The 23,591-nt window shown below is 50.6% G+C and carries 18 protein-coding genes; 8 read left to right on the forward strand and 10 right to left on the reverse strand.

Annotated elements, in window-relative coordinates; translation table 11 throughout:
- Positions 1-2 precede the first annotated feature (2 nt).
- The 4 genes from WH37_RS24900 to lipA form a co-directional block, all read right to left on the reverse strand.
- Positions 3-1,844 carry an IucA/IucC family protein gene (locus WH37_RS24900; RefSeq protein WP_052737193.1) on the reverse strand — a complete coding sequence of 614 codons (1,842 nt, stop codon included), beginning with the start codon at positions 1,842-1,844 and terminating at the stop codon, positions 3-5.
- Positions 1,841-3,667: an IucA/IucC family protein gene (locus WH37_RS24905; protein WP_052737194.1), complete on the reverse strand. Its 1,827-nt coding sequence runs from the start codon at positions 3,665-3,667 to the stop codon at positions 1,841-1,843. The genes WH37_RS24900 and WH37_RS24905 overlap by 4 nt, the downstream gene beginning before the upstream one ends.
- 187 nt (positions 3,668-3,854) lie before the next feature.
- On the reverse strand, positions 3,855-4,634 hold the full coding sequence (locus WH37_RS34965; protein ID WP_082110994.1) for a YutD family protein: 780 nt from the start codon (positions 4,632-4,634) through the stop codon (positions 3,855-3,857).
- 36 nt (positions 4,635-4,670) lie between these two features.
- Positions 4,671-5,579: a lipoyl synthase gene (gene lipA / locus WH37_RS24915; RefSeq protein WP_046233338.1), complete on the reverse strand. Its 909-nt coding sequence runs from the start codon at positions 5,577-5,579 to the stop codon at positions 4,671-4,673.
- Between the two features lie 261 nt (positions 5,580-5,840).
- Here lipA and WH37_RS24920 point away from each other — a divergent pair, with 261 nt between their 5' ends.
- The 3 genes from WH37_RS24920 to WH37_RS24930 all read left to right on the forward strand — a co-directional run bounded on the left by WH37_RS24920 (position 5,841) and on the right by WH37_RS24930 (position 9,050).
- A complete protein-coding gene (locus tag WH37_RS24920) occupies positions 5,841-6,902 on the forward strand; it encodes a M23 family metallopeptidase (RefSeq protein WP_046233339.1) in 1,062 nt (353 codons plus the stop codon).
- 687 nt (positions 6,903-7,589) lie between these two features.
- Positions 7,590-8,528 carry a helix-turn-helix transcriptional regulator gene (locus WH37_RS24925; protein ID WP_046233340.1) on the forward strand — a complete coding sequence of 313 codons (939 nt, stop codon included), beginning with the start codon at positions 7,590-7,592 and terminating at the stop codon, positions 8,526-8,528.
- A 33-nt stretch (positions 8,529-8,561) separates the two neighbouring features.
- Positions 8,562-9,050 carry a DinB family protein gene (locus WH37_RS24930; RefSeq protein ID WP_046233341.1) on the forward strand — a complete coding sequence of 163 codons (489 nt, stop codon included), beginning with the start codon at positions 8,562-8,564 and terminating at the stop codon, positions 9,048-9,050.
- Between the two features lie 106 nt (positions 9,051-9,156).
- Here WH37_RS24930 and yunB read toward each other — a convergent pair whose 3' ends face one another.
- Positions 9,157-10,401, reverse strand: a complete 1,245-nt coding sequence (gene yunB / locus WH37_RS34970) for a sporulation protein YunB (protein WP_082110995.1) — start codon at positions 10,399-10,401, stop codon at positions 9,157-9,159.
- A 166-nt stretch (positions 10,402-10,567) separates the two neighbouring features.
- Here yunB and WH37_RS35725 point away from each other — a divergent pair, with 166 nt between their 5' ends.
- The 4 genes from WH37_RS35725 (at position 10,568) to WH37_RS24950 (ending at position 12,134) form a co-directional block, all read left to right on the forward strand.
- Positions 10,568-10,756 (forward strand): hypothetical protein, encoded by a 189-nt coding sequence (locus WH37_RS35725; RefSeq protein WP_156182362.1) that lies wholly within the window; start codon positions 10,568-10,570, stop codon positions 10,754-10,756.
- A gap of 49 nt (positions 10,757-10,805) precedes the next feature.
- On the forward strand, positions 10,806-11,291 hold the full coding sequence (locus WH37_RS24940) for a hypothetical protein (protein WP_046233342.1): 486 nt from the start codon (positions 10,806-10,808) through the stop codon (positions 11,289-11,291).
- 164 nt (positions 11,292-11,455) lie between these two features.
- Positions 11,456-11,923, forward strand: a complete 468-nt coding sequence (locus tag WH37_RS33935; protein ID WP_052737196.1) for a hypothetical protein — start codon at positions 11,456-11,458, stop codon at positions 11,921-11,923.
- Positions 11,924-11,939: 16 nt separating this feature from the next.
- A complete protein-coding gene (locus WH37_RS24950; RefSeq protein WP_046233343.1) occupies positions 11,940-12,134 on the forward strand; it encodes a hypothetical protein in 195 nt (64 codons plus the stop codon).
- Positions 12,135-12,185: 51 nt separating this feature from the next.
- Here the strand turns inward: WH37_RS24950 and WH37_RS24955 are convergent, their stop codons facing one another.
- From WH37_RS24955 to WH37_RS24970, 4 genes are all read right to left on the reverse strand, one after another.
- Entirely contained in the window at positions 12,186-14,111 is a 1,926-nt protein-coding gene (locus WH37_RS24955; protein ID WP_231594354.1) for an LTA synthase family protein, read from the reverse strand.
- A 172-nt stretch (positions 14,112-14,283) separates the two neighbouring features.
- Positions 14,284-16,374: a YhgE/Pip family protein gene (locus WH37_RS24960; protein ID WP_046233344.1), complete on the reverse strand. Its 2,091-nt coding sequence runs from the start codon at positions 16,372-16,374 to the stop codon at positions 14,284-14,286.
- Positions 16,375-16,500: 126 nt separating this feature from the next.
- The gene (locus tag WH37_RS24965) at positions 16,501-17,085 is read right to left on the reverse strand and encodes a TetR/AcrR family transcriptional regulator (protein WP_046233345.1); all 585 of its coding nucleotides are present in this window, start codon (positions 17,083-17,085) and stop codon (positions 16,501-16,503) included.
- Between the two features lie 168 nt (positions 17,086-17,253).
- A complete protein-coding gene (locus tag WH37_RS24970; RefSeq protein ID WP_046233346.1) occupies positions 17,254-17,721 on the reverse strand; it encodes an SRPBCC family protein in 468 nt (155 codons plus the stop codon).
- Between the two features lie 161 nt (positions 17,722-17,882).
- Between WH37_RS24970 and WH37_RS24975 the strand changes: the two genes are divergently transcribed.
- Complete coding sequence (locus WH37_RS24975; protein ID WP_231594355.1) at positions 17,883-18,305, forward strand: DUF4395 domain-containing protein; 423 nt, start codon at positions 17,883-17,885, stop codon at positions 18,303-18,305.
- A gap of 87 nt (positions 18,306-18,392) precedes the next feature.
- Here the strand turns inward: WH37_RS24975 and WH37_RS33940 are convergent, their stop codons facing one another.
- Positions 18,393-23,516: an S-layer homology domain-containing protein gene (locus WH37_RS33940; RefSeq protein ID WP_052737197.1), complete on the reverse strand. Its 5,124-nt coding sequence runs from the start codon at positions 23,514-23,516 to the stop codon at positions 18,393-18,395.
- Positions 23,517-23,591 lie beyond the last annotated feature (75 nt).

The following is a 23,591-nucleotide window of genomic DNA, read 5'->3' on the forward strand; positions in this document are numbered from 1 at the left end:
GTTCACACTCCTGTTTCTCTCATTTGGTATAGCGGATTGGCAACAGCATGATTGCGGATCACATGCTCGCCGAACAGCCTGCGTCTCGTTAACTGCCCGACTTCTATCGTTTCAGCAAATAAATCATAGCGCTCTGCCTTGTGCAGACCGAATGTGCTCAAATAGCTGTGGATCGGCGCCGCAGCGGCATGCCAAAACTCTGTTTCATCCAACCCGTAATGCTCCTCCAGAACGAGACAAAGGTCAGCCAGCATAATTTGCAAAAAAGAATCCATCAGAAAATTCCGAATCTTTTGAACATTATTCGTTTCCATTGGCGACGTGCTGTAGCTGTTAGGATGCAGCGGATCGGAGTCCAGCAAATGCTCAGGTCTCGATTCCTCCTCGCCATCGCGAGTATGGAAACGCACGCCGCCAGGCAAATCCCGAAGCGCAATCCGCGAAGGCACGCCTTGCTTGTGAATGAGCACTAAATTTTGACCATGCGATTCCATTGCAATGCCATGCTCGAACAGCAGATGAATGAGCGGCAGCATACTGGCTGCAAGCAGCTTGTCCAGCCAGCTTCGAAGTCCTTCACGCTGCACCCAGCTATCGATAAACGGCTTGCCATCAGCGCCTATGTGGCATAAAACGGTGAACGGAGCTGCTTCCTCTCCCTCCTCCAAGTGGACATACACACTCTCGCGCCATATAGCGCCAAGCGTTCCATAGCCGGCGGCCCGCACAGGGCCTGGCAATAAATTGTAGCGGAAGGAGACGCCCGCATGCTCCTTAAGCAGCACAAGCTTAAGCTCATCGTGCAAATAGCGGTCACCAGCCACAATGCTTTCAAGCCAATCCGATAAAATCGGCGCATTCGTCACATGATGCGTTCCGAGAAGGCGTACAGCGGATGTATTGACGATGCTGATCGCGGTTTTGACATTATTTTTGAGCCGGTTATTGCGGTTGGACAACGAACGGATCGACTGCTGCGGAGAATAATGATCCCCTTCTTCGCCGAGCACAACCATACGCCCACTGGCCATGAAGCGGAAATATAGTGGAGCGATTTTCTCCCGCCACTGCCAGGGGTGAACCGGGACGAACGTAAATTCCGCTGCCGCAAGCCCTTGCCGCTCCAGCTTTTGTACAAACCGGGCAACGGTCTCCTCGCCAAGCTCGCCGGCAATATGCTCCGTCCATGAACGATCCTTGGATACGGCGAAAATCAAATCCTCCTTATGGACCGCAAGCCAGACTAGCTGGAAGCGTCCATGAAATTCTGGGCCATACCGCGCGTTATCCTCCAATTGAAAGCCGATTCGCGATTTAAAGCACGGATGATACGGATGGGCCTCGATGACGTCGCCTTCCAAATCCGCCAGCTCCCGGCTGCCACTAACCGGATGCAGCAGGCGATGACTGCGGGCAGCGGCTTCCTTGACCAGCGTCTGCTCAATCTCCTGCGTGAAGCGTTCCAGGTAACGCGGCTCCTCTACCATCGCAGAAACGATTTCCTGCAAAAATAACGCGATATCCTCGGCTTCCTGCCCGTGTCCATCCTGATGCTCCGCCGCCTGCCTGTACAGCGGCTGGTTGGTTAAGCGAAGCTTGCCGAAGCTCAGCTTGCGCCTGAACGCACAGCGATAATAGACGGGACGCCCCTGTGCATCCGTACCTGTAATCGTTATTTCTTCCGCTCCATCAGCAGCGATGCGGCTGTCGTAAGCAATCATCTGCTCATACAGCAGCGCCTCCAGCAGTTGGCGGAGTACGCGCCGCCGCGCTGGCGGATAAGCCTCCGAATGGACAATCTCCTCTATCCCCGCCTCGGGCTGCGTCAGCTCAAGTGCCTTCATTTCTTATTCTCCTCCTCTATGAAGTCCGATTGAACACGGGCAGCTTTACGGTCGCTGTCACGGTAGCCAGCTAACGCATTCGCAATCCAGTGATCCCGTTCTCCGCCATCTCCTCGCAGCCTGCGGGCGGCAAGCAGCCCGACGAAGACGCGATTTTCAAACAGATTATAGGCCTGAAACTGCTCTGCAAGCTGCGGAAAATCCCGTTCATACTGGCCGATCGCATCTGCAACCGCCTGCCAGAATTGCTGCTCCTCGAATGAATAATGCTTGTTCAAAAACAAAGCCAGCTCCGCCAAATTCACAAAAAACAAAGCGTTATGCACAACATCCCGAACCTCATGCTTGACATCCGTTTCCGGCAAAGCCGCGGAGTCTGCATTTTCTCCGTTATAAAATAATACGCCGCCTGAAAAGTCCTTTACGGCGAGCCGCGACGGTACGCCGCTGCGATGCAGCAGCACGAGATTTTGCGCGTGTGCTTCAACTGCAGCTCCATGCGCGAACAACAAATGGAGCAGCGGACGCAAAACAACGTTGAGCAATTGACTGAGCCAAACCTCTACTCCTGACGCTTGCACCCATGGCGCGATAAAGGGCTGCCCGTCTGACCTAACATGGCATAGCGCCGTGAATGGAACCGCCTCTTCGCCCTGATCTAAATAAAGATGGACGCTGTCCCGCCATAAGGCGCAAAGGGTTCCCTCTGCCCGCCCGCGCACCGACTCTGGTAGCCGTTCATAACGGTAAGAAATACCGAGCCGCTCCTGCAATAAAATCAGCCGCAGCGTTTCTCTCAAATATTCATCCCCCACCACCATAGTCGCAAGGCGAGTCGAGGATCTCGGGCCATTCCTTGCATGCCGCGGACTAATCGTCCGCATCGATGAGGTATTGCGGATGCTTAGCGGCAATTTAATCGACAGCCCTTTAAGGTCTGTGCGGTTAGCTAATGTGCGAATGGACTGCTGGGGCGAATAGAGGTGGCGGCTTTCGCCTAATACGACTATTTTCCCTAAAGCGATCTCCTTGAAAAATAGTCCGGAAAGCACCTCCCGCCACTGCCATGGATGTACTGGCATATATACATAATCCTTCGGCTCGCAGCCTTTCTGCTCGAGTCGCTGCTCCCACTCCGTGAGTTGCTCCACGCCAACGTCCGCTCGAATAAGCGCTCTTTCATCTACCCCTTTGGACGCTGTCATTTCCACATTTTCCTGCCAGACAGCGAGCCAGAGCAGCTGAAATTGCGGATGAAACTCCGGACCATACGCCTCATTATCAGCCATCGTAAATCCGATTCTCGACTTGAAGCATGGATGGTACGGGTGCCCTTCCAGCACATCGCCCTCAAGCTCGTCGTAACTGCGGATGCCGCCCCGCTTATGGCTCCCCTCCTCGCTTATCCGCTGCAAGGCAGCCGCTTCCTTCAGCAGCGTCTGCTCCAGTTCTGCGGCAAAGGTGCTAATCTGGCTAGGTATCTCAGCAAGTGAGCGAGCCATTTCCTCCAGAAAGAGGGCGATATCTTGCGCCTCTTCCTGCCTTCCTTCCTGAAGGCGATTTATGATGCTGTTCGTCAGCTTTATTTTTCCAAAACTTAGCATTTTTCTGCCTTGGCAGCTATAATGGACCGGCCGCTCTTGCTCATCGCGACCGAAAATAAGTAGCTCCAGCTGGCCGCCTCGCTGCTCCGTGCATGTGAAAACGGGTAGCCTTTCAAATACGAGTGCTTCAATCAGTTGGGTGAACACCCGCCTTCTCGCCCTCTGAAAAGCTTGTGAGCTTGCCAGTTCGCCTACTGCTGCTATATTCGCATAAGCCATTCCCGTTTGAAGCACCTCCTGAAAACTTTTAATTGATTTTCATTATCAATGATATCGGCAACGCCTGCGACCGTCCATGTAGCATTTTGTCCGATTTTACCAAATGCTTTTGAACGCAAAAAAAGCAGGAACCTGGATGACTCCAGTATTCCTGCTTCATTTAACTTAACCCTGTACCCGCACCTGCTTATTCCGCTGTTGGCTCGGAAAGATTCGTTTTCGGCGGGCGATTTTTGCCGCGATAAGGCGATTTCTGGCGCTGCGGCTGAACCGGCGCTCCTTCATTGCTTTCAGCGGAAGCGGCGATTTCCTTGCTTGCCGCAAGTCCTCTTGGCGGCTTCTTGCCGCCGCTGCGATCTGCACGCTCTCCGCCCCCGCCACTGCCGCCATTCGGCCGATAGCTGCGGCGCTCACGCTGCTTGCCCCCGCTGCGCTGCGAAGAATCCTCGCTGCGATTGCCGGAGCTGCCGCGCGAAGTATGGCTCTGACTGTTCTGGCTTTGCTTCTGTCCCTGATTTGGAGCATTTGATCCACCAGGAGACTTGGCTGTCGGAGCAGCAGCCTGCACATGGCCGTCTCCCTCCTGCCCCGCTGTCTGAAAAGCTTCCTCCAGCGCCATGAACAGCTTGTCGTTGAGATCAGCCGTCAGTGCATCCTCCTCGTCCACTTCCTCAAGCTCGGGGGACTGCTTCACGCTTCCGGTCTTCTCCAACACAAAGTAAGGGCAGCCGAAGTTGCAATATTCATTAATGTAATCCGATGCATAGGAAAACATCGTATCACGAGTGGACTTCATATGATTGTCTTTAAAAAACCCTTTCAGGCGCAGCTGGCTATAGCCCCAGTCGCCCACGATATAATCATACCGCTCCAGCACCTCGCTGTAGCGGGCACGAAAGGCCTCTTGATTCCAGCCATTTCTGTTCTCATGAACAAGCTCATAAATTTTACCACCGATTTGAATCAAGACGACTTCCCACCTCTCGAAGCTTCAGTTCAAGCCTTACACGCTGCTCAGCTCGCGCTCCTCAGCGGCGACAGCGGAATCCGTCTGCTCATGCGCATGATAGGAGCTGCGAACGAGCGGGCCCGACTCAACATGCCGGAATCCGCGCTTCAATCCTTCTTCCTTCAAAGCGGCAAATTCATCTGGATGCACGTAACGAACTAGCGGCAGATGGTTTGGCGTTGGCTGCAAATATTGACCTAAAGTCAATATGTTGCAATCCACAGCACGCAAATCATCCATCGTTTTCAAAATCTCTTCAAACGTTTCGCCAAGGCCTAGCATAATGCTCGACTTCGTCGGAATTTTCGGATTCATCGCCTTCGCGCGTTTAAGAAGCTCCAGTGAACGGGCATATTTAGCCCGGGCACGCACGCGGTCAGAAAGGCGCTCTACCGTTTCAATATTATGGTTCAAAATATCCGGCTTCGCATCCATAACCACTTGAAGCGCAGCTTCATTGCCAAGGAAATCCGGAATGAGCACCTCAACGCGGCAAAACATAACGCGCTCGCGAATCGCTTGAATCGTTGCGGCGAAAATAGATGCGCCGCCATCCTTCAAATCATCGCGCGCAACCGATGTTACGACGCAGTGGCGCAAACCCATCTGCTCCGCTGCTTCAGCAACGCGTTCCGGCTCCTGTGTATCCAGCTCCGTCGGCATGCCCGTCTTAACGGCGCAGAAGCGGCAAGCCCGCGTACAGATATCACCTAATATCATAAAGGTTGCCGTACGATTAGCCCAGCATTCATAAATATTTGGACAACGCGCTTCCTCGCATACAGTATGCAGCGTCTTGGTACGCATCATGTCTTTAATTTCGGCATAATTGCCGTCAGTCGTTAATTTAATGCGAAGCCAATCCGGCTTCGGCAGTTTTTCTGTTTGTTTGGTTGGTTTCATCCGGCATCCCTGCTTTCACTCCATTTAACAAGGTCGTATCCTCAAACGCAATAATGGCTGCATTTCAAAATAAGCCTTGGCCGTATCACTTTCGCTATTATAGCATGTTTCTTCTCTATGTAGCACGTAATTGCCCATTCGATTCATTCGAATTTCAGATAAAAGCCATACATATTTACGATGGATGGCAAGTCAAAGCGCCTCGCATAAAAAGCAATGATTTGCAAAACCTAACCTTCAAGCCATATAGCTACAGAAAGGATGGACAGCTTGAAACAGACCGTGCGTTTTGCAGCAGCACTCACACTTTCCGCCTGCCTCATAACCGGGCACTCCGGGCAAGCCCATTCGGCGTCCCGGTCAGCAGAGCATCAAGATGAAGGCCTTTTGCCAGTCCAGTCCACGCCTAAAGCTGCCGAAGTATTCGCTACCCGGAAAACGTTATACGACAAGTTAAGCTTGATGACGGGCATTCCATGGCCCCAGCTTGCCGCTATTGATCAATATGAGCGCACGCTGTCAAGCGCACGCCCCAAAACGCGGCCGCTTCTAGGCCAAACCGTTGGCATCTTTATTGAACAGGATCAATGGAGCGGCCTGCTGAATCCGAATAAAGCCGATGTATCGCCGCTTTCCATTCGCTGGTTCAACGGCATTGGCCGGGACGGCAATGGCGACGGGCTAGCGGAACGCACCAATGATTTCGATTTGCTGTATGCGATAGCAAGCAAAATTTTGCAGCATGGAACGACTGAGGACGATTTGGCCATTGGGCTATGGGAATATTATCATAACAGCCGCTCCGTCCAGCGTATTCAGCAGTTTACGCGTATTTATGAAGCGTTTGGACGACTGGATCTGTTCGAGCATGCTTTTCCGCTGCCAGTCGGAAATAACTATTCGTATAAAAGCACTTGGGGCAACGCTCGCAGCTGGGGCGGCAGACGCAGCCACGAAGGCACCGATCTGTTCGCTGGCTACGGCCTCTCTGTCAAAAGCACCTGCTATGGCATTATCGAGGTGAAGGGCTGGAACCCATTCGGCGGCTGGCGCATTGGCATCCGTGATCTCAACAATTATTACCATTATTACGCGCACCTATCCGGGTTCGATAAATCGCTGGCCGCCGGAACGGTCGTCAAGCCGGGTCAAGTGATCGGCTGGGTCGGAAGCTCGGGCTATGGCAAGCCGGGAACCCAGGGCAAATTCCCTCCCCATCTTCACTATGGCATTTACCGCGACCGCGGCCTGATCGAATGGTCCTTCGACCCGTATCCGTTGCTGAAAGCATGGGAGCGCGAAGAACTGCGGCGATCAAGGTGAAACGGCTGTCGACGTCCTTGGCGGCGTGGCGCGTTTCATTCCGAGAAATATAGAGAAAGGATAGCATTAGGACATCCTTTCCTATATTTCAAGGTGAAACGGCTGTCGCCGTCCTTGGCAGCGCGGCGCGTTTCATTCCGAGAAATATAGAGAAAGGATGGCATTAGGACATCCTTTCCTATATTTCAAGGTGAAACGGCTGTCGCCGTCCTTGGCAGCGCGGCGCGTTTCATTCCGAGAAATATAGAGAAAGGATGGCATTAGGACATCCTTTCCTATATTTCAAGGTGAAACGGCTGTCGCCATCCTTGGCGGCGCGGCGCGTTTCATTCCGAGAAATATAGAGAAAGGATAGCATTAGGACATCCTTTCCTATATTTCAAGGTGAAACGGCTGTCGACGTCCTTGGCGGCGCGGCGCGTTTCATTCCGAGAAATATAGAGAAAGGATAGCGTTAGGATATGCTTTCTCTATATTTTGAAAAAAGGGTAATAGCTTTCAGCTCAGCTCGCGAAGCGCCACCTATCGCTCCAATACGAACCGCTAATTGCTGGCCGCTGGCCAGCAGCTAGCGGTTTTTTCATGGCGGCAGCGTTATTTTTTTCTTGAGCAGCCTGATTTAATGATGACAAACATGTTGTCACTAATAGCATGCTATACTGGGTTAAAAAGGGAGGGAGGCCCCGTTTGAAAAGGAATGATCGCCTCATTGCCATTATGATGGCTTTGCAGCAGCGGCCCGAGACTGCGCAGGCTTTGGCCAGCAAGCTTGAGGTATCCAAACGAACGATTCTTCGCGATATGCAGGCGCTAGCCGAGATGGGAATACCGTTATACGCCCTATCGGGGCCTGCAGGAGGCTTCCGATTAATGGATGGCTATAAACTGCCGCCGCTGCATTTCGATTCGCAGGAAGCACTCGCTGTGCTATTTTCGCTGAATGCCATGACCAAAATGGCCGACACCCCTTTTAACCAAGCACGTTTTACAGCCATTGATAAAATTCGAGCCACGATGCCGGAGCATATTTTGCAGCATATAGAGCCGATTTTGGATCGTCTGGAAATTGCCATTCCCGACCGGAACTACAAAACACCGCTGCTGGAGGAACTGCTGAAATATGCGGGAACGTCGATCTGGATTCGCGCCTTCTATCGCTCCGAGCAGCATCAAAGATCGCTTGAGCTGCTGCCCCTCCGGCTCTACACAGCACATGGCTTCTGGTACTGTGAAGCTTATTCCGTGCTGCATGAGGAGCAGCGCACGTTCCGCGTTGATCGTTTTGTGCAATTGGAGCCCATTGAGCCGCCGCTAGCGGCTTCAGCCTACTTGGACAAGGCCGGATCGGCTGACTCTAGCGCTATGAAGCTTGCACACATCGCTGCCCAATTAACGTATCGGGGAGCTTTGCTCGCCGAGCAGGATCCTCATTTTGGGCAGCTGGTCAAGCAGGTGGACAGCCAGCTGTGGAAGCTTGAAATGGATTTGCCCATGTCCGAATGGGACTGGGCCGTTCAATTTTTCACCTATCTCGGCATGGATGCCGAAGTGACAGAACCGCCTGCGCTGCGAAAAGCTATTTATCAACGAGTATGCCAGCTTGCTTCCCGCTATGAGCAGCAATAAAAAATAATTGACAAAACAAGGAGACGATACATAATGTTAGGAACATTTACAGTTAGAGATCATTTGCTGGAGGAGCTGGAACTATCCGTGCGGACAAGCAGCTCCTTAATTGCTCAAATCAAGCAGTCCGAGTGGGACTTTCGCCCGCAGGACAATATGCGTTCGCTGATTGAGCTCGTTCATCATCTGGTTGCCATTCCCGCTAGCGATCTAGCCATTCTACAGGAAAAGACGGAGCATGAAGTTGCGGAGGTCGAAAATGGAGCCGCTGGCATCACTAGTACGGACGAGCTGATTCAGCGTTTTCAAACCAACCTTGAAACGTTCAAGCAGTATATCCTTTCCTTAAGCGAGGAAGAGCTGCTGAATAAATCTTCTAAAGCTTATTATTTGGAGCATGGCATGGTTCAGATCAAATGGCTTATTGAGGTCGTTACCCATACGTTCCACCATCGCTCGCAGCTTTACAACTACTTGAAGCAAAACGGACATGACTTGAATTTCTTTATGCTGTACATGTAATTCGGCTTAATGGGCATGTTCCAAATGAACGTAGCCTTTATAGAAACACTAATAAATCACTAATGAGCCACTGATGCAACGTTTGCATCAGTGGCTTTCCTTATTTCTAATGCTCGCTCTCATTCTCCGCGCTCGGCGCAGGCAGCGCTGGTGCATCAAGCTGCTCCTCCAGCATGCTGCCGTCCGATGGCTGCGTCACTCCGGTTCCTTTTGATAAAGGCAGTGCAATATTAGGGGCGCCAGGGGCAGAGCTGCCCACTGGATTGCCTTTGTTGTCGTAATAATACATCGGGACGTCGCCAACGACGAGCAAATAGGAAATCGGAATTTCCGTTTCCACCATTTGCGGCTCCGTTTCAAAAGGAATAATAATCGCGACCTCCGCGACAATATGAATGTACACCTCAATCAAAATCATATTGATGCCAGCATTTTGCTGGCGTGTGCTGAGATCCACTTTAACCGCGCCGACTGGCTCAAATTTGACGGGAACACGGGGACCATATGACGCAATAAGCGGACTGCCCAGCGCATTGCCAATTGGAATATGCTCGGGAATTTCCTTGAGATGCTCAAGCGTCGATTGCACCGTCGTAATCGTTTGCGCCCTAATTTTCGTATGCTCATTGTAGTTCAGCATGAAGCCCGACACTTTGCCGTTGCTGTTCATTTTCCAATCAACCAGCTTCTCGAACTCGGACTGGCTGGCCACCTGCTCTGTCGTCGCTTTATTAATCGCCTGTGTTGCTACCTGCTTGATTCGCAATTGGGCAACCTTAGTAAGCGGCTCGCGCAAATGCTTATCTACGTATAAAAAAGACTGAATGCCGCCAATGAGCAGCGTTAACACAATAATGGCAGCCCATATTTTGAGCTTCCGCCTTGGCGACTTCGGCCTTGAGCCCCAGCTTCCTCCACCGGACGACTGTGACTGTCCAGGTTGAAAAGCATCATAAGCGGCTGGACGGGAAGCGGCGCGACCAGACTGCGATTTTGCTACAAAACCACTATGGCTGCTGCCTTTACCAAACAAGGGCTTGCTCACTCCCCAGCTTCTGGGGCGACTAGCGCTGGGGCTAGGACGGCTCCCCCTGACCCAGCTTTTAGGCCAGCTAATGCTTACGCTAGTAAGCTTGCCACTGCCCCAGCTTTTGGGCCGGCTAACACTTGCGCCAGAACGCTTGCTGCTGCCCCAGCTTTTGCCGCTGCGTCTGCCTGGATTTTCGCTTGCGCTTCCCCGATTGCTCCAGCTGACCGTCTTCACCCGCCTCAGCGGCAGTCCAGGCCAGGATAGCTTTCGATTGCGGTTCAACAGCTGAAGCAGTCCCCATTTTCTCCCCCATCTTGCCATGCTACTATCGCCTCCCGCCAAATTCCCACTCTGTTACAAGCTTATGCTTGTCATGGCAAAAAAAGAAGAAGCCTCGCCCGTGCCGCCTTGCTTGGCTAAAAAGCTTTATTGTTCAGGTTATAGCTTTCATCCTGACGGTGAAGCCTATATAATGGAGGAACTTGCGGTGCAATTGGATTGGAGGCTGGTACCCATGTTCACCTATCGGGAGAAGCTGTACATGCTGAAGACGCTGAAGCAAAACAAAGCCAAACGTTTATTCGGCTTGCGGAAGCTGCCGCCTGAGCATCAAGCTCTCGTCGACAAGCTGGAGCAAATGGTACGCAACGAACAGGTCAACAAGGCGCATCTGTAGCCAGCGCCCTTTACGCTAAAATAAACTGGATTCAACGATGGAGGAAATTATGCTAACTTTTGAACAAAAGCTTGAAATCATTACGTCCTTCCCCGAGCTGGAGCGCAGCGATGTGTCGCTGGGACGCGTTAATTTTCAATATGCGGGCAGCGTGTACGACCGCAAAAATGTCGTCTACCACCTGCATCCGAACGGCAACGGTTTTGTTTACGCCGCCCTGCTGGACGGCTATGACATCGACGACAAGGGCCTCGTCAACATTCGCAGCCTGGATGAGCCTGCACTTCGTACGTTAATTGCCGAAGCGATCAAATCGCTATCGTTCAAGCCTGAAGTGCCGCTTACGAGAGCGCAGCGCAGAAGACAGCGGGCCAATTCCGATCAGCAATGGGTTAACGAAGACTCGCAGACGCTTCAACTGAGGTTCGAGGAAGATACATGGATGATTTACGAAGGTATGAATTTGGAAATGGCGTTCGAAACCTATGAAGAGGCTGTCGAATATTTGGAAGAGGAAGGCTTTTCGCGGGAGTAGCCGCTTGCCTGCCTTGCCAGTTTCTTTTTCAAAAAAGCTAAAAAAATACCTTCAGCAACGCTGGAGGTATTTTTAGTCTTATTCATATAAAGAAAGATTACTAAAAAGTTCAGATAAATCCTTCTGAAAATCCGGCTATTTTTGATAGTTCTTGAGGTGGTTTTATGCTTATAGAAAACGAGATAGGCTACCGTATTCCAATATACATAACAAAAATGAGTTTAGATGATGTAAAAGGAATGCGACCAAATTGGACACCAGGTTTTAACTGGCGATTGTACTTTCAGATGGGTAATGTCGAAGTGTATAAAATCTGTGTCATCGATTCGGATCAAATAGAGGGTGCCATAGCACTAGAAAATCGTGGCGATCATGAATGGATACACTTAATTGAAAAGGCACCACATAATCGTGGAGCAAAAGAAAAATATAAATTCGTGGCCCACCATCTATTTGCTTATGCTGCTCAGCGACATATTGAGCAAGGTGGTGACGGATTTGTAGCTTTTGAAGCAAAAAGTGGACTTATTCATCATTACGTCAATGAATATGGTGCTGTTTCTATGGGCAGCAGTCGTATGTTTATTCCTAACGTTGCTGGGCATAACCTTATTAGGTTATACTTGAATTAAAGGTGGTGGATTTCAAATGAACGGCAGCGGCAGCAACTTTGTAAGAAGCTCCGGCAGAGGACGCATAGATATAGCAGACACTCGTTTCAATGTTTATGAAGTCTCCCCGACTATACCCGGACCGAAAGACGAACAACGCGATAAAGAAGTTAGCGAAGCCATTGAAAAGTGGAAAAATTCGAATAGTAATTGTGAAAAGCTCCGCCAATAGGCGGAGCTTTTTTACAATAAAAACAGTAATTATCTCACTCATCTATTATCATTAATACGCCTCGAGCTCGCGCTTTGGCAGCATACGCACGTATTTATCAGATAAGCTCATCAGCTTCATAATATAATCGTAATCCCCGCGGTATTGCTCAAATTTCGGAACCGGCTCCATCGTATCGAGCGATACGGCGGTACCGTCTTCAAAGCCTTTGCCGGGAACGAACAAAATATCATTGTTGAAAAATGATCCGCTCGGCAAATAATAACGCATCCCCAGCACATTCCGATTGATGTTCAACAGATCATGGCCAAACAGCGTGGCGCCCGATTGCGCCGGCTTAAGACCAAGCAAATTAGCAATCGTCGGCATCATATCCAGTTGTCCGCCGACCTGCTCCACTACCTGCCCTTTCCCACCCTTGGCGCCGCCCGGCATATGGACGATAAACGGAATATTAAAGCGGCTGAGCCGTGCATCATACGTCATGCCAAGCTCCGTCTTGAATTGCTCGGGATCGATTTTGTCAGGCTGCAGGCCGAAGTGGTCGCCGTACATAACCAACACCGTATTGTCCCACAATCCCTGCTCCTTAAGCTTGTTAATCAATGTGCCAATGGCGTAATCGGTATAATGAATCGATGTCAAATAGTCGCCAAGTTGAGTGCCTGCAAGCGAATCCGGCAGCGTTAGTGTTACGCGGTCAGCCGGCACTTTAAAGGGAAAGTGGCTGGACGTTGTAACGAACTGCGCGTAAAATGGCTGCTTCATCTCAGCAAGCTTTTGGGCCCCGACCCGGTAAAGCTCCTCATCCGAGGCGCCAAAATCATTAAAATGGTCATTCGTATAATAAGGCTTATCGTAATAAGCATTAAAACCGAGCGCCGGGTACAACTTGTCGCGATCCCAGAACGTCACGTTATTAATATGGAAGGTAGCTGTATCATAGCCTTGTTCCTCCAATAGCTTCGGAAGGCTTGGGAACGCACGGTCCCCGTACCCTTTTGACATCGCTTCGCTGCCAACCGGATAAATCGACGTATTCGACATAAATTCGGCATCCGACGTGTTGCCCTGGCCAATTTGCTGATAAACATGAGGAAAATAATAGCCCTCATCTGCCAGCTGATTAAGTGTCGGCGTAATTTCCTGTCCGTCCACCTTAAGGTGAATCGGAAAGTTTTGGAAAGCTTCCATTTGCAAGACAATTAGATTTTTACCTGCTGCCTTACCAAATTGAACAGGCTGCTTGGCCACTTGCTTGCCTTTCGCATCCTTATTTGGTCCCGTATCAGCATAAGGATAGCTCGCTTGCAGCTGATTAATTTCAGCAATCGTTTCTGGCAAGCTGCCGGTTTCGGTCTCGATGGCTTCACTGCCAGCCTGCCAAGCCGCAGATGCTTGAAAGCCGATAAACCCGAGATTTTTTGCCCGCTCCAGTTCATTTGCAATCGTTTGATCCATATAAACCTGGCGGCTGAAAAACGATGTACTTACGATTAGAATGACAAGCAGCACCGACACTCGTCCCATACGTTTGTATTCATACACTTTCCGTGTACGAAAACGCCTTACCGCATACACCGCCAGCCAAATCGCCACATCAAGAAAATAAGTGAAATAGACAGGCTGGATTAACGTCTGAATACTTGCCCGCACTTGACCGACTTGATTGATCGATTTAAGCACATTATACGTCGGCACCGAGCCGTAATAATCAAAATAAACCGTCGAAGCAAACAGCAGAAGCGAAAGCAACGCATTAACGAGTAAAAAAATAGCACCTTTGCGCTTGCTAGGGGCAACCAGTTCGAACAGCAATAACACGCCTAGCAGGCCTAGGCCATCCATCGCCACATCTCTAATGGCAATGGTATCAAAAATAAAATAGCGAAATAACGCCAGCTTGATCAGCAGCGCTGCATAAACAAGTAAAAAAGGCGACCGCTGCTTATTTTCCCCAAACATCTGTTGCTGCATAAACCTCACCACTCTCTCGCATTCCACGTTAATATAACCAAAAAAAGAAGCCATCAACACGTGATGGCCGCTTCCTGAATGATAATTGTTAAGATTATATTAACGCATTTGGGCGTTGAATGAAAGAGGATGTTCCTTCCGATTATTTCGTTTCATTCATCCTGCTGCTTCATTAAGCGGTAATGGCTTGTATTTCTTCATTTTTGCCAGTCTGGCGAAAGAAATACAAGAAGGTCAAGGCGAGCGCAATAATCGCAAAAATGCCTAATATCAACATTTGCTCGCGCATAACCATATAATCTCCGCTTGCTACAATCGCTTTGAAGCCGATAATGCTGTGTGTCATGGGCAGCCAAGGGTTCACCTTCTGCATCCAATCCGGCAGCATCTCCAGTGGAAACGTTCCTGCGCTTGAAGTGAGCTGCAGGATCATCAGCAGGATGACCGCAAAGCGCCCCGGGTTGTCAAGCCATGTGACGAGCATTTGTACAATCCATGTAAAGGTCAAGCTTGTAATAATCGTGAATAGGAAAAATAATGGCTTGCTATGAACTTCGAGCTTGAGGACGTATAGCAAAACCGTGTCCGCAATGATCGATTGCAAGAGACTGACCATTGTAAACGTCATCGTACGGCTCACAAAACGCTGCGTAGGTGTGGCATTAGCAATGCCAGACTCTCTCAGAGAGAAAACCGTAGTAAACACGAGCGCCCCCATAAACAGCGCCAGTGATAGGAAATAAGGCGTAATGCCCAGCCCATAATGGCTTAGCTTATGATCGGTGTTTTCCGTAATTTTGACTGGAGCAGCGAACATGCTAACCGTGCTGTCGCTGGATTGCACTTCAGACGATTTACTCGCTGCTTCATTTAATTGGCTCGCGAGCTCGCCCGATCCGTCAACAAGCTTTACGGATCCGTCGGCAAGCTGACCTGCACCATCGTCAAGCTTTTTGGAGCCATCGGCCAAATCGCTAACACCGCCGTTCAGCTTCCCAAGCCCCGTTTGAAGCTTTGCAGCGCCGGCTTGCAGACTTGAGGCACCTTCTGCTGTTTTCTGGCCACCTGCCGCAGCTTCCTTCATTTTGGTGCTGAAGGTATGCAGCCCTTGAGCGAGCTCCTGCTGTCCGCCGCTAAGCTTTGCTGCTCCGTCCAGCAGCTGCTTCTGCCCTTTCGCAAGCTCCGTGCTGCCAGTCAGCAATTGCTTTTGTCCGTCATGCAGCTGCTCGCTGCCGGACGCCACTTGGCGGCTTGCCGCCAGCAGCTGCGCCAGCTGCTCATTGCTTTGCAGCTCCGGGCTGCTCGCCACGAGCTGCTCCAAGCCGCTCGCGACTTGGCTTGCACCGGCCGCAACCTGCGCGCTGGCCTTCTCCGAAGCCGTCAGGCCAGCGGATAATTTCCCGCTTCCAACGCTTGACGCTTGCAAGCCAGCTTCAAGCTTCGCAGCGCCATTGCTTGCGCTGCTAGCCCCTGCGTCCAGCTTGGCAGCGGCCGCAGACAGCTCATTCAGCCCGCTCGCCAAAGTCGCGGTTCCCGACTTCAGCGTGCCCGCGCCTTTGGCAAGGTCGCTCGCGCCACTCGCGAGCTGCTTCACGCCTACCTGAACGTCCGCTGTGCCACTGGCCAGCTTGTTCAAATTCGTTTTCAGCGTCGTAATGCCTTCGCCTAGCTTGCCTGCCCCATCTTGAAGCTCCGTTGCACCGGAGCCCGCTTTCCCAAGGCCATCGGAAATTTTGTCGATTTGTTCAAACATGCTGCGCGTATAGGCTTCCGTAATTTGCACCGACAGCTTCGACTTCAGCTCTTTTATTGCGCTGCTGCCGATTTGTGCGCCTACAAAGTTATAATCGCTATTCGGTTCAAAAATAATTTCCGCCTGCTTCGGCTCAGCCTCTGTCAGCGTCGCCGCATCCTGCGAAAACTGCTCAGGAATCGTTATCGTCATATAATAATGATTATCGCTTATTCCGCTTTTTGCCTGCTCCTGCGAGACGAATGACCAGCTAAAGTCATTGTTTTTCTGGAGCTCTCGGGCAAAATCCTCGCCAATATGCAGCTGCTTGCCTTCATAGTCTGCCCCTTGGTCGAGATTAACAACCGCTATTGGCAGCTTGCTCGTTTGTCCGTAAGGGTCCCATGACCCTTCTACTAGAAAACTGCTGTACAGCATCGGCAGCAGAGCAACCCCCGCTAACGTCAGCAGCACCATCGGCTTCTTGCCAAGCAGTTTCATTTCCTTCCAAAACACTTGAAATACACTCATCCAGAACACGTCCTTTTTCAATATGCTAATCTATGCTGCTTATATATTGAACCAATGACCATTTCGGTAAATTGGTCAATTTTTCTCAAAAAAATAGGCATCGCCGTCTTGCTCTGACTTTGCCCATTACTTCACCGGATCAGCTACAATGCCATATGCGATAAAGGAAAGCATATTTTGTTTAATCTCATCCTTGCTCAGCGGATCGCTCAGCTTGTTCCACTCAGACGTCAAGCCGATATACAGCCGCAAAATCATAAATGCGGCAATCGCCGGATTACAAGGCTTCACCTCGCCATTGTCAATCGCCCGCTCAAGCTGCTGCCCCAGAAAGTCCAGCGCGAACTGCTCCATTCGGCGGATGCCCTCAAGCGCCTGAACCGTTCCAATGTCTCGAACCTCCTGAGAGAGCTTCACTGCCAGCTCATGGTCGGAGCGAAAATCGAGAATCGAATCAAGCACATTAAACAAATTGTCGACAAACGCCGCGTCCTGCTTCGTTCCCTCCCACATAATGCTTTGCAGCTCTGCAAATGCTTTGCCGAGAATTTCCTCAAACAACTCTTCCTTCGTCTTGAAAAAAGTATAAATCGTCCCTTTGCCTACATTTGCGATTTTGGATACGAGATCCATCGTCGTCGCTTTATAGCCAAACTGTGCAAACGACTGTGTCGCCGCTTCCAAAATCAATGTTTTGCGATCAATTGCCATCCCCATAACCTCCCTTGCAAAAAGCTTTACAACCGTCTATTGATTGGCTTAATGATCAAAAATGACTAAAATTCATTTTCAGTCAATTGGTCATAAGTTAATTTAACACAGACGATTCAAAAGCACAATCTTTTTTTCGAGCGTTTTTTAGAGAAATGATTTCGAGCGTTATTTCGCCGCCACTGCGCGCTGCTCCGCGACATTTTTAATATAAAGGTTGCGTTTTGTCAAAAATACCCGCATGTAGCGCTCCAGAAAAAGCGCATCCGCAAGCTTGCCCAGCAGTCCCAGGGGCGAGGCATAATCGAAAGTATCGATCATTAATGTTCCGTCGCCAGAGATGATAAATTCATGGGAATGGTAAAAATGCTTAAACGCCCCGCCAACCTGCTCGTCCACAAAGAAGTGTGGAGCCTCCATCGCGGAAATTCGGGCAGTCAGCCGCTGCTTGATGCCAAAATGCACAGCTTCCCACGTCACCGTCTGCCCTAGCTCAATTAACCCCTGTGTAACGCCGCCAATCGCGCGTTCTTTTGTCTGGGAAGTCGATTCCGCATGGATATCAATGCTGCGGGCCAGATCAAAGCATAGCTGGGCGGGCGCCTTTATGTAAAGCTCAGTCCTTATAATCGGCATTCTTCACCTCAACACTCGCTTTATTGTAGCTAAAATATAGCATCTTTATAGTCCGGTTTAAAGCTGCCTGCCATTCGACTATACAAAATATTTGTGTTGCTCAAATTTCAACTAACACATACAATAATACCAAGTAAGTAAATTGGAATTAGAGGTGAACGATGATGCGTGAAGTGCCTATGCGCTATGTAAAAGCGAACCAAGTCGGGATCGTGATTTTTGTTCTTCTCTCCTTCGTCTTCAATCAGCCCTTGCTATTGGGGATATTATGGATCATTCAAGTGGTTGGCCTTGCTTCCGCGGGGAAGCTTAATCTTTTTGTACGGATCGCGAAGCTGATTTTAAAAGAACAGGGTACGGAAACGCAAGCGGCTGAGCTTCAGCGATTCAACAATGTGCTGGCTGTGCTGTTCCTTACTTTGGCGCTCGCATCCGCAGCGTTTGGGTGGGACATTGCAGGCTATGCATTCTCCATTATGCTGCTGCTAGCCGCTAGCGCCGCCTTGCTCGGCTATTGCATTGGCTGCACCGTTTATTTTTGGTACAAGCAATTCCGCGCAGGCCGGAAAATAGGCGGCATTTAGCCACCACTGCAAGCAGCAATAAACAGCAGCAATAAAAGGATCTCCATTCCAACTGCTATCCAGCAGTGGAAGGAGATCCTTTTTTATTTATTCGACTTGCAAGCTCAAAAGCTTATAAATCATTACAGCTGCCTGTGCCCGTGTTGCTTGGGCTTGTGGAGCAAATTCATTTTGGCCCATGCCGCTCACGATCCTAGCCGCTTGCATGGCAGCAACACCTTTTTTGGCGTATACCGAAATTGCATTTTGGTCTGAAAATGGCGCCGCTGCTTCCCCAGCTAGCTTGTGCTCCGCATATTTCGCAGCCTGATAGGCCATGACCGCCATATCTTGTCTGGTGATTTTGTCGTGCACACCGAAGCTGCCGTCTGATTTTCCTTTAACGATGCCGAGCTTATAGGACGTGGCAATGGCGTCATAATACCATGCCCCTTGCTGGACATCACTCAGCGGTGTTAGAGCATTCGCCTCCGTCAAATCCAGTCCATTCATCAGCATGGCGATAAACTCCGCTCTCGTCACCGCAGCTTCCGGTTTAAATTGTCCTCCGCCCGTACCGCTGATAATATCTCGGGCAGCTAACGCGTTAATCGGCTCCTGCTGCCATGCTTTCGTTACATCCGCGAAGCCGACCTTCCTGTACACAGCAGCATATTTGCTGAAATGCTTTGGCTTGAACACCACATTGCCGCTCAACGGATCATATTTGCTATTTTTCACAGCTTCCAGCGCTCCACTATCCGTGATATAACAAATAATGACTTGATTCGGATTTTCCCCAAACTGCAACGTATAAGGAATAGCCACAGCAATATCGTCTCGCCCGTCAAAATCGCTGACCTTCACGCCATCCACTTCCAGCTGGAAATCATATACGACTGCGCCTATCAATTGCTGCTGCGTCTCGGCAGGCAGCTTGGAAATATCCGCTTTTGATATGGAAAGGGTCAGGCTTTTTGGAGCTGCTCCTGTGTTGTTTTCAAGCCATTTCAAGGATACCGTGACGATGGCAAAGCCTGTATCGATTTCGAGCCACTCAGCTTTCTCACTGCTTCCGTATTCCATTATTCGAGAGAGAGGAATGGTCACCTGCCACCCATTTGCTTTGGCATCTGAGTTGATTTTCAGCTTGATTTTCCCATCAATGGCGCTTTCCAGCGCGGCCTTCACCGTCTTTTCATCCACCTCCACCAGTTGCTTGCCGCCTCCCGTTCCTACAGGCGAAGCAGTAGGCTGCGATGAGGTTGAACCGCCCGACGGACTTGATGTCGGATTCGGTGTTGCGCTTGGCGTCGGGGTCGCACTCGTAGTTGGCTGCGGCGTTGCGCTTGGCGATGGTGTCGCACTTGCGGTCGGCTCTGGCGTCGGGGTTGGCGACGGCTGCGGTGTCGGCGTCGGGGTTGGGCCTTCATCCTCTTCCGCAACAATCACGGTTGCCTCCGCCGTCAAGTAGGTACCGGCCACCTCGCCTTTCACCTTGAAAAGGCCTGTTTTGCTCATTTGCTCTTCATCTATTTTCCCCCATTGCACGTTTACATTTTGCTCGCTGCCATCGCTGTTGCTGACGGAAACGGAAGCTGGAAGCAATGGCACCGCTCCAACAGCTGCCCTGACCTCTACAGGCTCAATCGCTGTTATGACTGCTCCAGGCACCGTTCTCAGTCTTAATACAGTGACCGAATAAGCAGGAAAATCATACGTAAAGGATTGGCCTAGTCCGGCAGCCTCCTTCACCTCTGGCACTATATTTTCCGGTGTGGCAAAAGAATTTTCTGCGGCAGCCGATGCCGCTTTCAGTTCCAGCACGGTGGCGCTGCCGTCGATATAATCAGCATCCACATTTACGATTGAGGTTTGCTCGCTGCCGCCAATATTCACGACCTTGACGATCAGGTCACCTGTCTTGTCATCCTTTGTAGTCACGCTGTAAAGCGGGCCCGGGTCCCGATCGACCTCATGCACCAAAACACCATCCAAATAACAGCGGATGAGGGAGCCCTGCAATTCGATTTTAATATCATACCAACGATTGGCTTCTACTCCGCTGTTCAAGGAATTGCTGATGTTCGACTTAGTGCCGCCAACCGCCTGCTCAATTACAGTCAACGTATTCGTCCAGCCGCCAAGGTTCCACCAATAATAATTGTCGGTATCCTTGGCGCCAAAACCGATCAGGAAGCCTTCGGAGCCCGCCGCCTTCTTCGCTTTCAATTGCAGCGTATAATTGCTCCATTGCTGGCCTTCCTTCAATAGAAGCCTCGCATCCGTTGTACTGGTGGAGGTTTGCTTCAGCACGCCGCCGTCAATCGACCAAGCACCCTTGAAGCTGCTCCACTGCGAAAGCGTCGACGGATCGCTGAAATCATTTTGCAGCAAAATCGTACCGTCATTAGCCGTAACCGTTACATCATCGTACTCTACAGCTGTGTTCCAAGAGCCCAATGCAATCGAGCCTTGAACGGTGCTGCTGCTGTAGCTTTTATTTTTATGAAGCTGGGACGGCATAAGCTGCTGACCGACATGACGGCTGAACAGCTGCTGCACATAATAGTTCGGCGTTCCATACGCCCGGCTGTTGTCAAACCAGATTAAATCGGTCGTCCACTGCGTATTGCCTTGCCTTGCGAACAATGGCGCGAACGAAGACATCGCTACAACGTCCGAATTGCGTTCAAGCCCCGTCATAAATGCCGCCTCGGCAAGGGCGCTTTCCATGTTGTTTTTCTTGCCTGTCCCATGCGCTGCATATTCGCCTACAAAAACCTTCGGCCCGCTGCGGCTGTAATGGTCATACCGATTGACATTATTGTAAAACCACTGCGGGCTTTGATACATATGCTCATCGACCAAATCTGCTTTATTGCCATTGCTGCCGAGCCAATCATAGGCATAATGGAACATGGAATCTTCCGGAAAAGCGCCCGCACTCAGCACCAGCTGAATGTCGGGATATTTTGCTTTTATCGCATCATAAAAAACCTCATACCGGTCCAAATAATCCTGGCCCCACAATTCATTGCCAACGCCAAGATATTTCATATTAAAAGGCTCAGGATGACCGTTAGCAGCACGCACTGCCCCCCAAGTAGAATCAACTGGCCCATTCGCGTATTCAATGAGATCGAGCGCATCTTGAATATAAGGGTCGAGCTCGTTCATCGGCACTTTCGGCGGATTCCCGTGACAGGAAACTTGGCCGATAAAAATAATCGGCAGCGGTTCGGCGCCAATATCCTCGGACAGCTGGAAATATTCCTGAAAGCCGAGGCCAAACGATTGATAATAATTGGCCGCCCATTGATTCCGCTGGATTTGGCGCTCTGCTACGTCGCCGATTGTATTTTTCCATCTGTAGCGATTTTCAAGGGAGCCGCCTTCAACGATACAGCCGCCCGGAAAACGGAGAAAGCCCGGATTTAAATCGTCCAGCATTTCGGCTAGATCGTAGCGCAGCCCATTTGTGCGGTTTTGCCACGTTTTCTCAGGGAACAGCGACACCATATCCAAATCGATGACCGCCTGCTCCGTTCCGATGACGACGAGCTTGGCGCTCGCGCTAGCGGCATTCGTTTGAATGGCACAGCCCACCTTCTGCCAATCGGCTGCAAGGCCCGTCACCTCACAGGAGCCATAAACTGTGTCGTCCTGTCCTCTAAGCTGTGCAACTAACGGCTTCGTCAAAGGGCTTGCGCTCCGTGCATACACGCTGAAATTATAAGTTTCGCCGCTGGCAACAGCTATGCCCGAGTAGCCTGCATTCGCCAGCCCAACCGCTGCCCCAGCCTCACTGCCCGCATTCGTAATCGTCAGGCGCGCAAATCTTGGATTGCTGGCGTTCAGCGGCTCGTCGGTTGCGGTAGTAAGCTCACCCGCGGCGCCGCCATAAGCGGCTTTGCTCCAAGCAAACAAAGAGGTGCCAAATTCGAAGGAGCGATTTTGCACCAATTCACCATATAACCCGCCGTCCGCAGCATAGTTGATATCTTCATAAAAAATGCCGTATAACGTAGGGCTCACCTCATGAGCCGCCTCTCTGCCGTTAATATTCAAGGTATAGGATGCCGAATCCAGCTCCCATACTACGATGGTAAACGACTTTGTATCCTGCTCCGCCCCTTTCGCAATCGTCGCTGTAAGGATGACCGTTTTATCGCCTTGTCCCGCTTCCGGACGCGTTACCTTCCCCTCTGTGCTCACCGTTGCTGGGTCAGAAGAAGCCCAAGAAATGACCGTTCCCCCGGGGCCTGCCGACGGGAGTGCCAAATCCTTCGTCTGCTGCGTCGTATCGCCCAGCTCAAGCCAGTTTTTATCATAAGCAATGATTTCGGTATCACTTAGCGCCTCTCCAACCAGTGAGACAAGCTCACTTGCAGATAAAGCGCGGTCATAGATGCGGAAATCGTCTATTTTGCCGTCAAAATAAGGATCAGCCGCAAATTGGGATTTGCCGATATAATTGTTCGTCGTAAAGCCAAGCTCGGATGGATCATTTTGCATATTGCTTACGGTGGCAACTTGAATGCCATTGATAAACATCGTATACGTGTTGCCAGAAATGACTACCGCTACATGCTGCCATGAGCTGGAGGCCGGAAAGGCCGGGCCAGTCAAAGTATTTTCGCCGTTCCCTTGAGGAAGCGCTGCGAAATGCGCCACGCCCAAATGATTTTTCAAGGTCAGAAACATCCAATTTGTCGTGCTGGTGCCAAAATCAAACACCCGCGCCCACGCGCCCAAGCTGTCCGCCTTCACCCAAGTGGCAATAGTCATATCATGAGTGGCGGCAAGCAAACCGTCGGGCAGCTTCACATAGGCATCCGTTCCATTAAAATCAACGGCTCCGTTTATTTTGCCATCTGCCGTCCAAGCCGCGCCTCCCGACAATAGGCCGTCATTCCCGTTCAGAGAGCTATCCTTAACGGTCACGCCTTCTGTTTCATTAAAGTCGTAATGAAGCAGCAGTCCATCCGGGACTGCTCCAGTCGATTCTGCAACAGCTGTTTCATCAATAGCTGCTTCTTCGGTGGCCATTTCTTCGGCAGCTGTGTCAGTCGTTTCTGTTGCATCAGCTTCAGTTACTGCAGCTTCAGCACTTGTATTCATTGTATGCTCATCATTTGCAAACACCGGTGACACAACGGAGAAGCACAGCATAAGCACCATCGTGCTTGCTATGACATCCCGTAAAAGCTTTTTGCGCAAAAAAACCATGAAAGTTGAACCTCCTTGTTTTTATTGGCATGCATGTTCTCGTTCTTCACAAATGATAAAGCGTTTTCATAAGTT

The organism is Paenibacillus algorifonticola, assembly GCF_000971975.1.
GTDB lineage: Bacteria > Bacillota > Bacilli > Paenibacillales > Paenibacillaceae > Pristimantibacillus > Pristimantibacillus algorifonticola.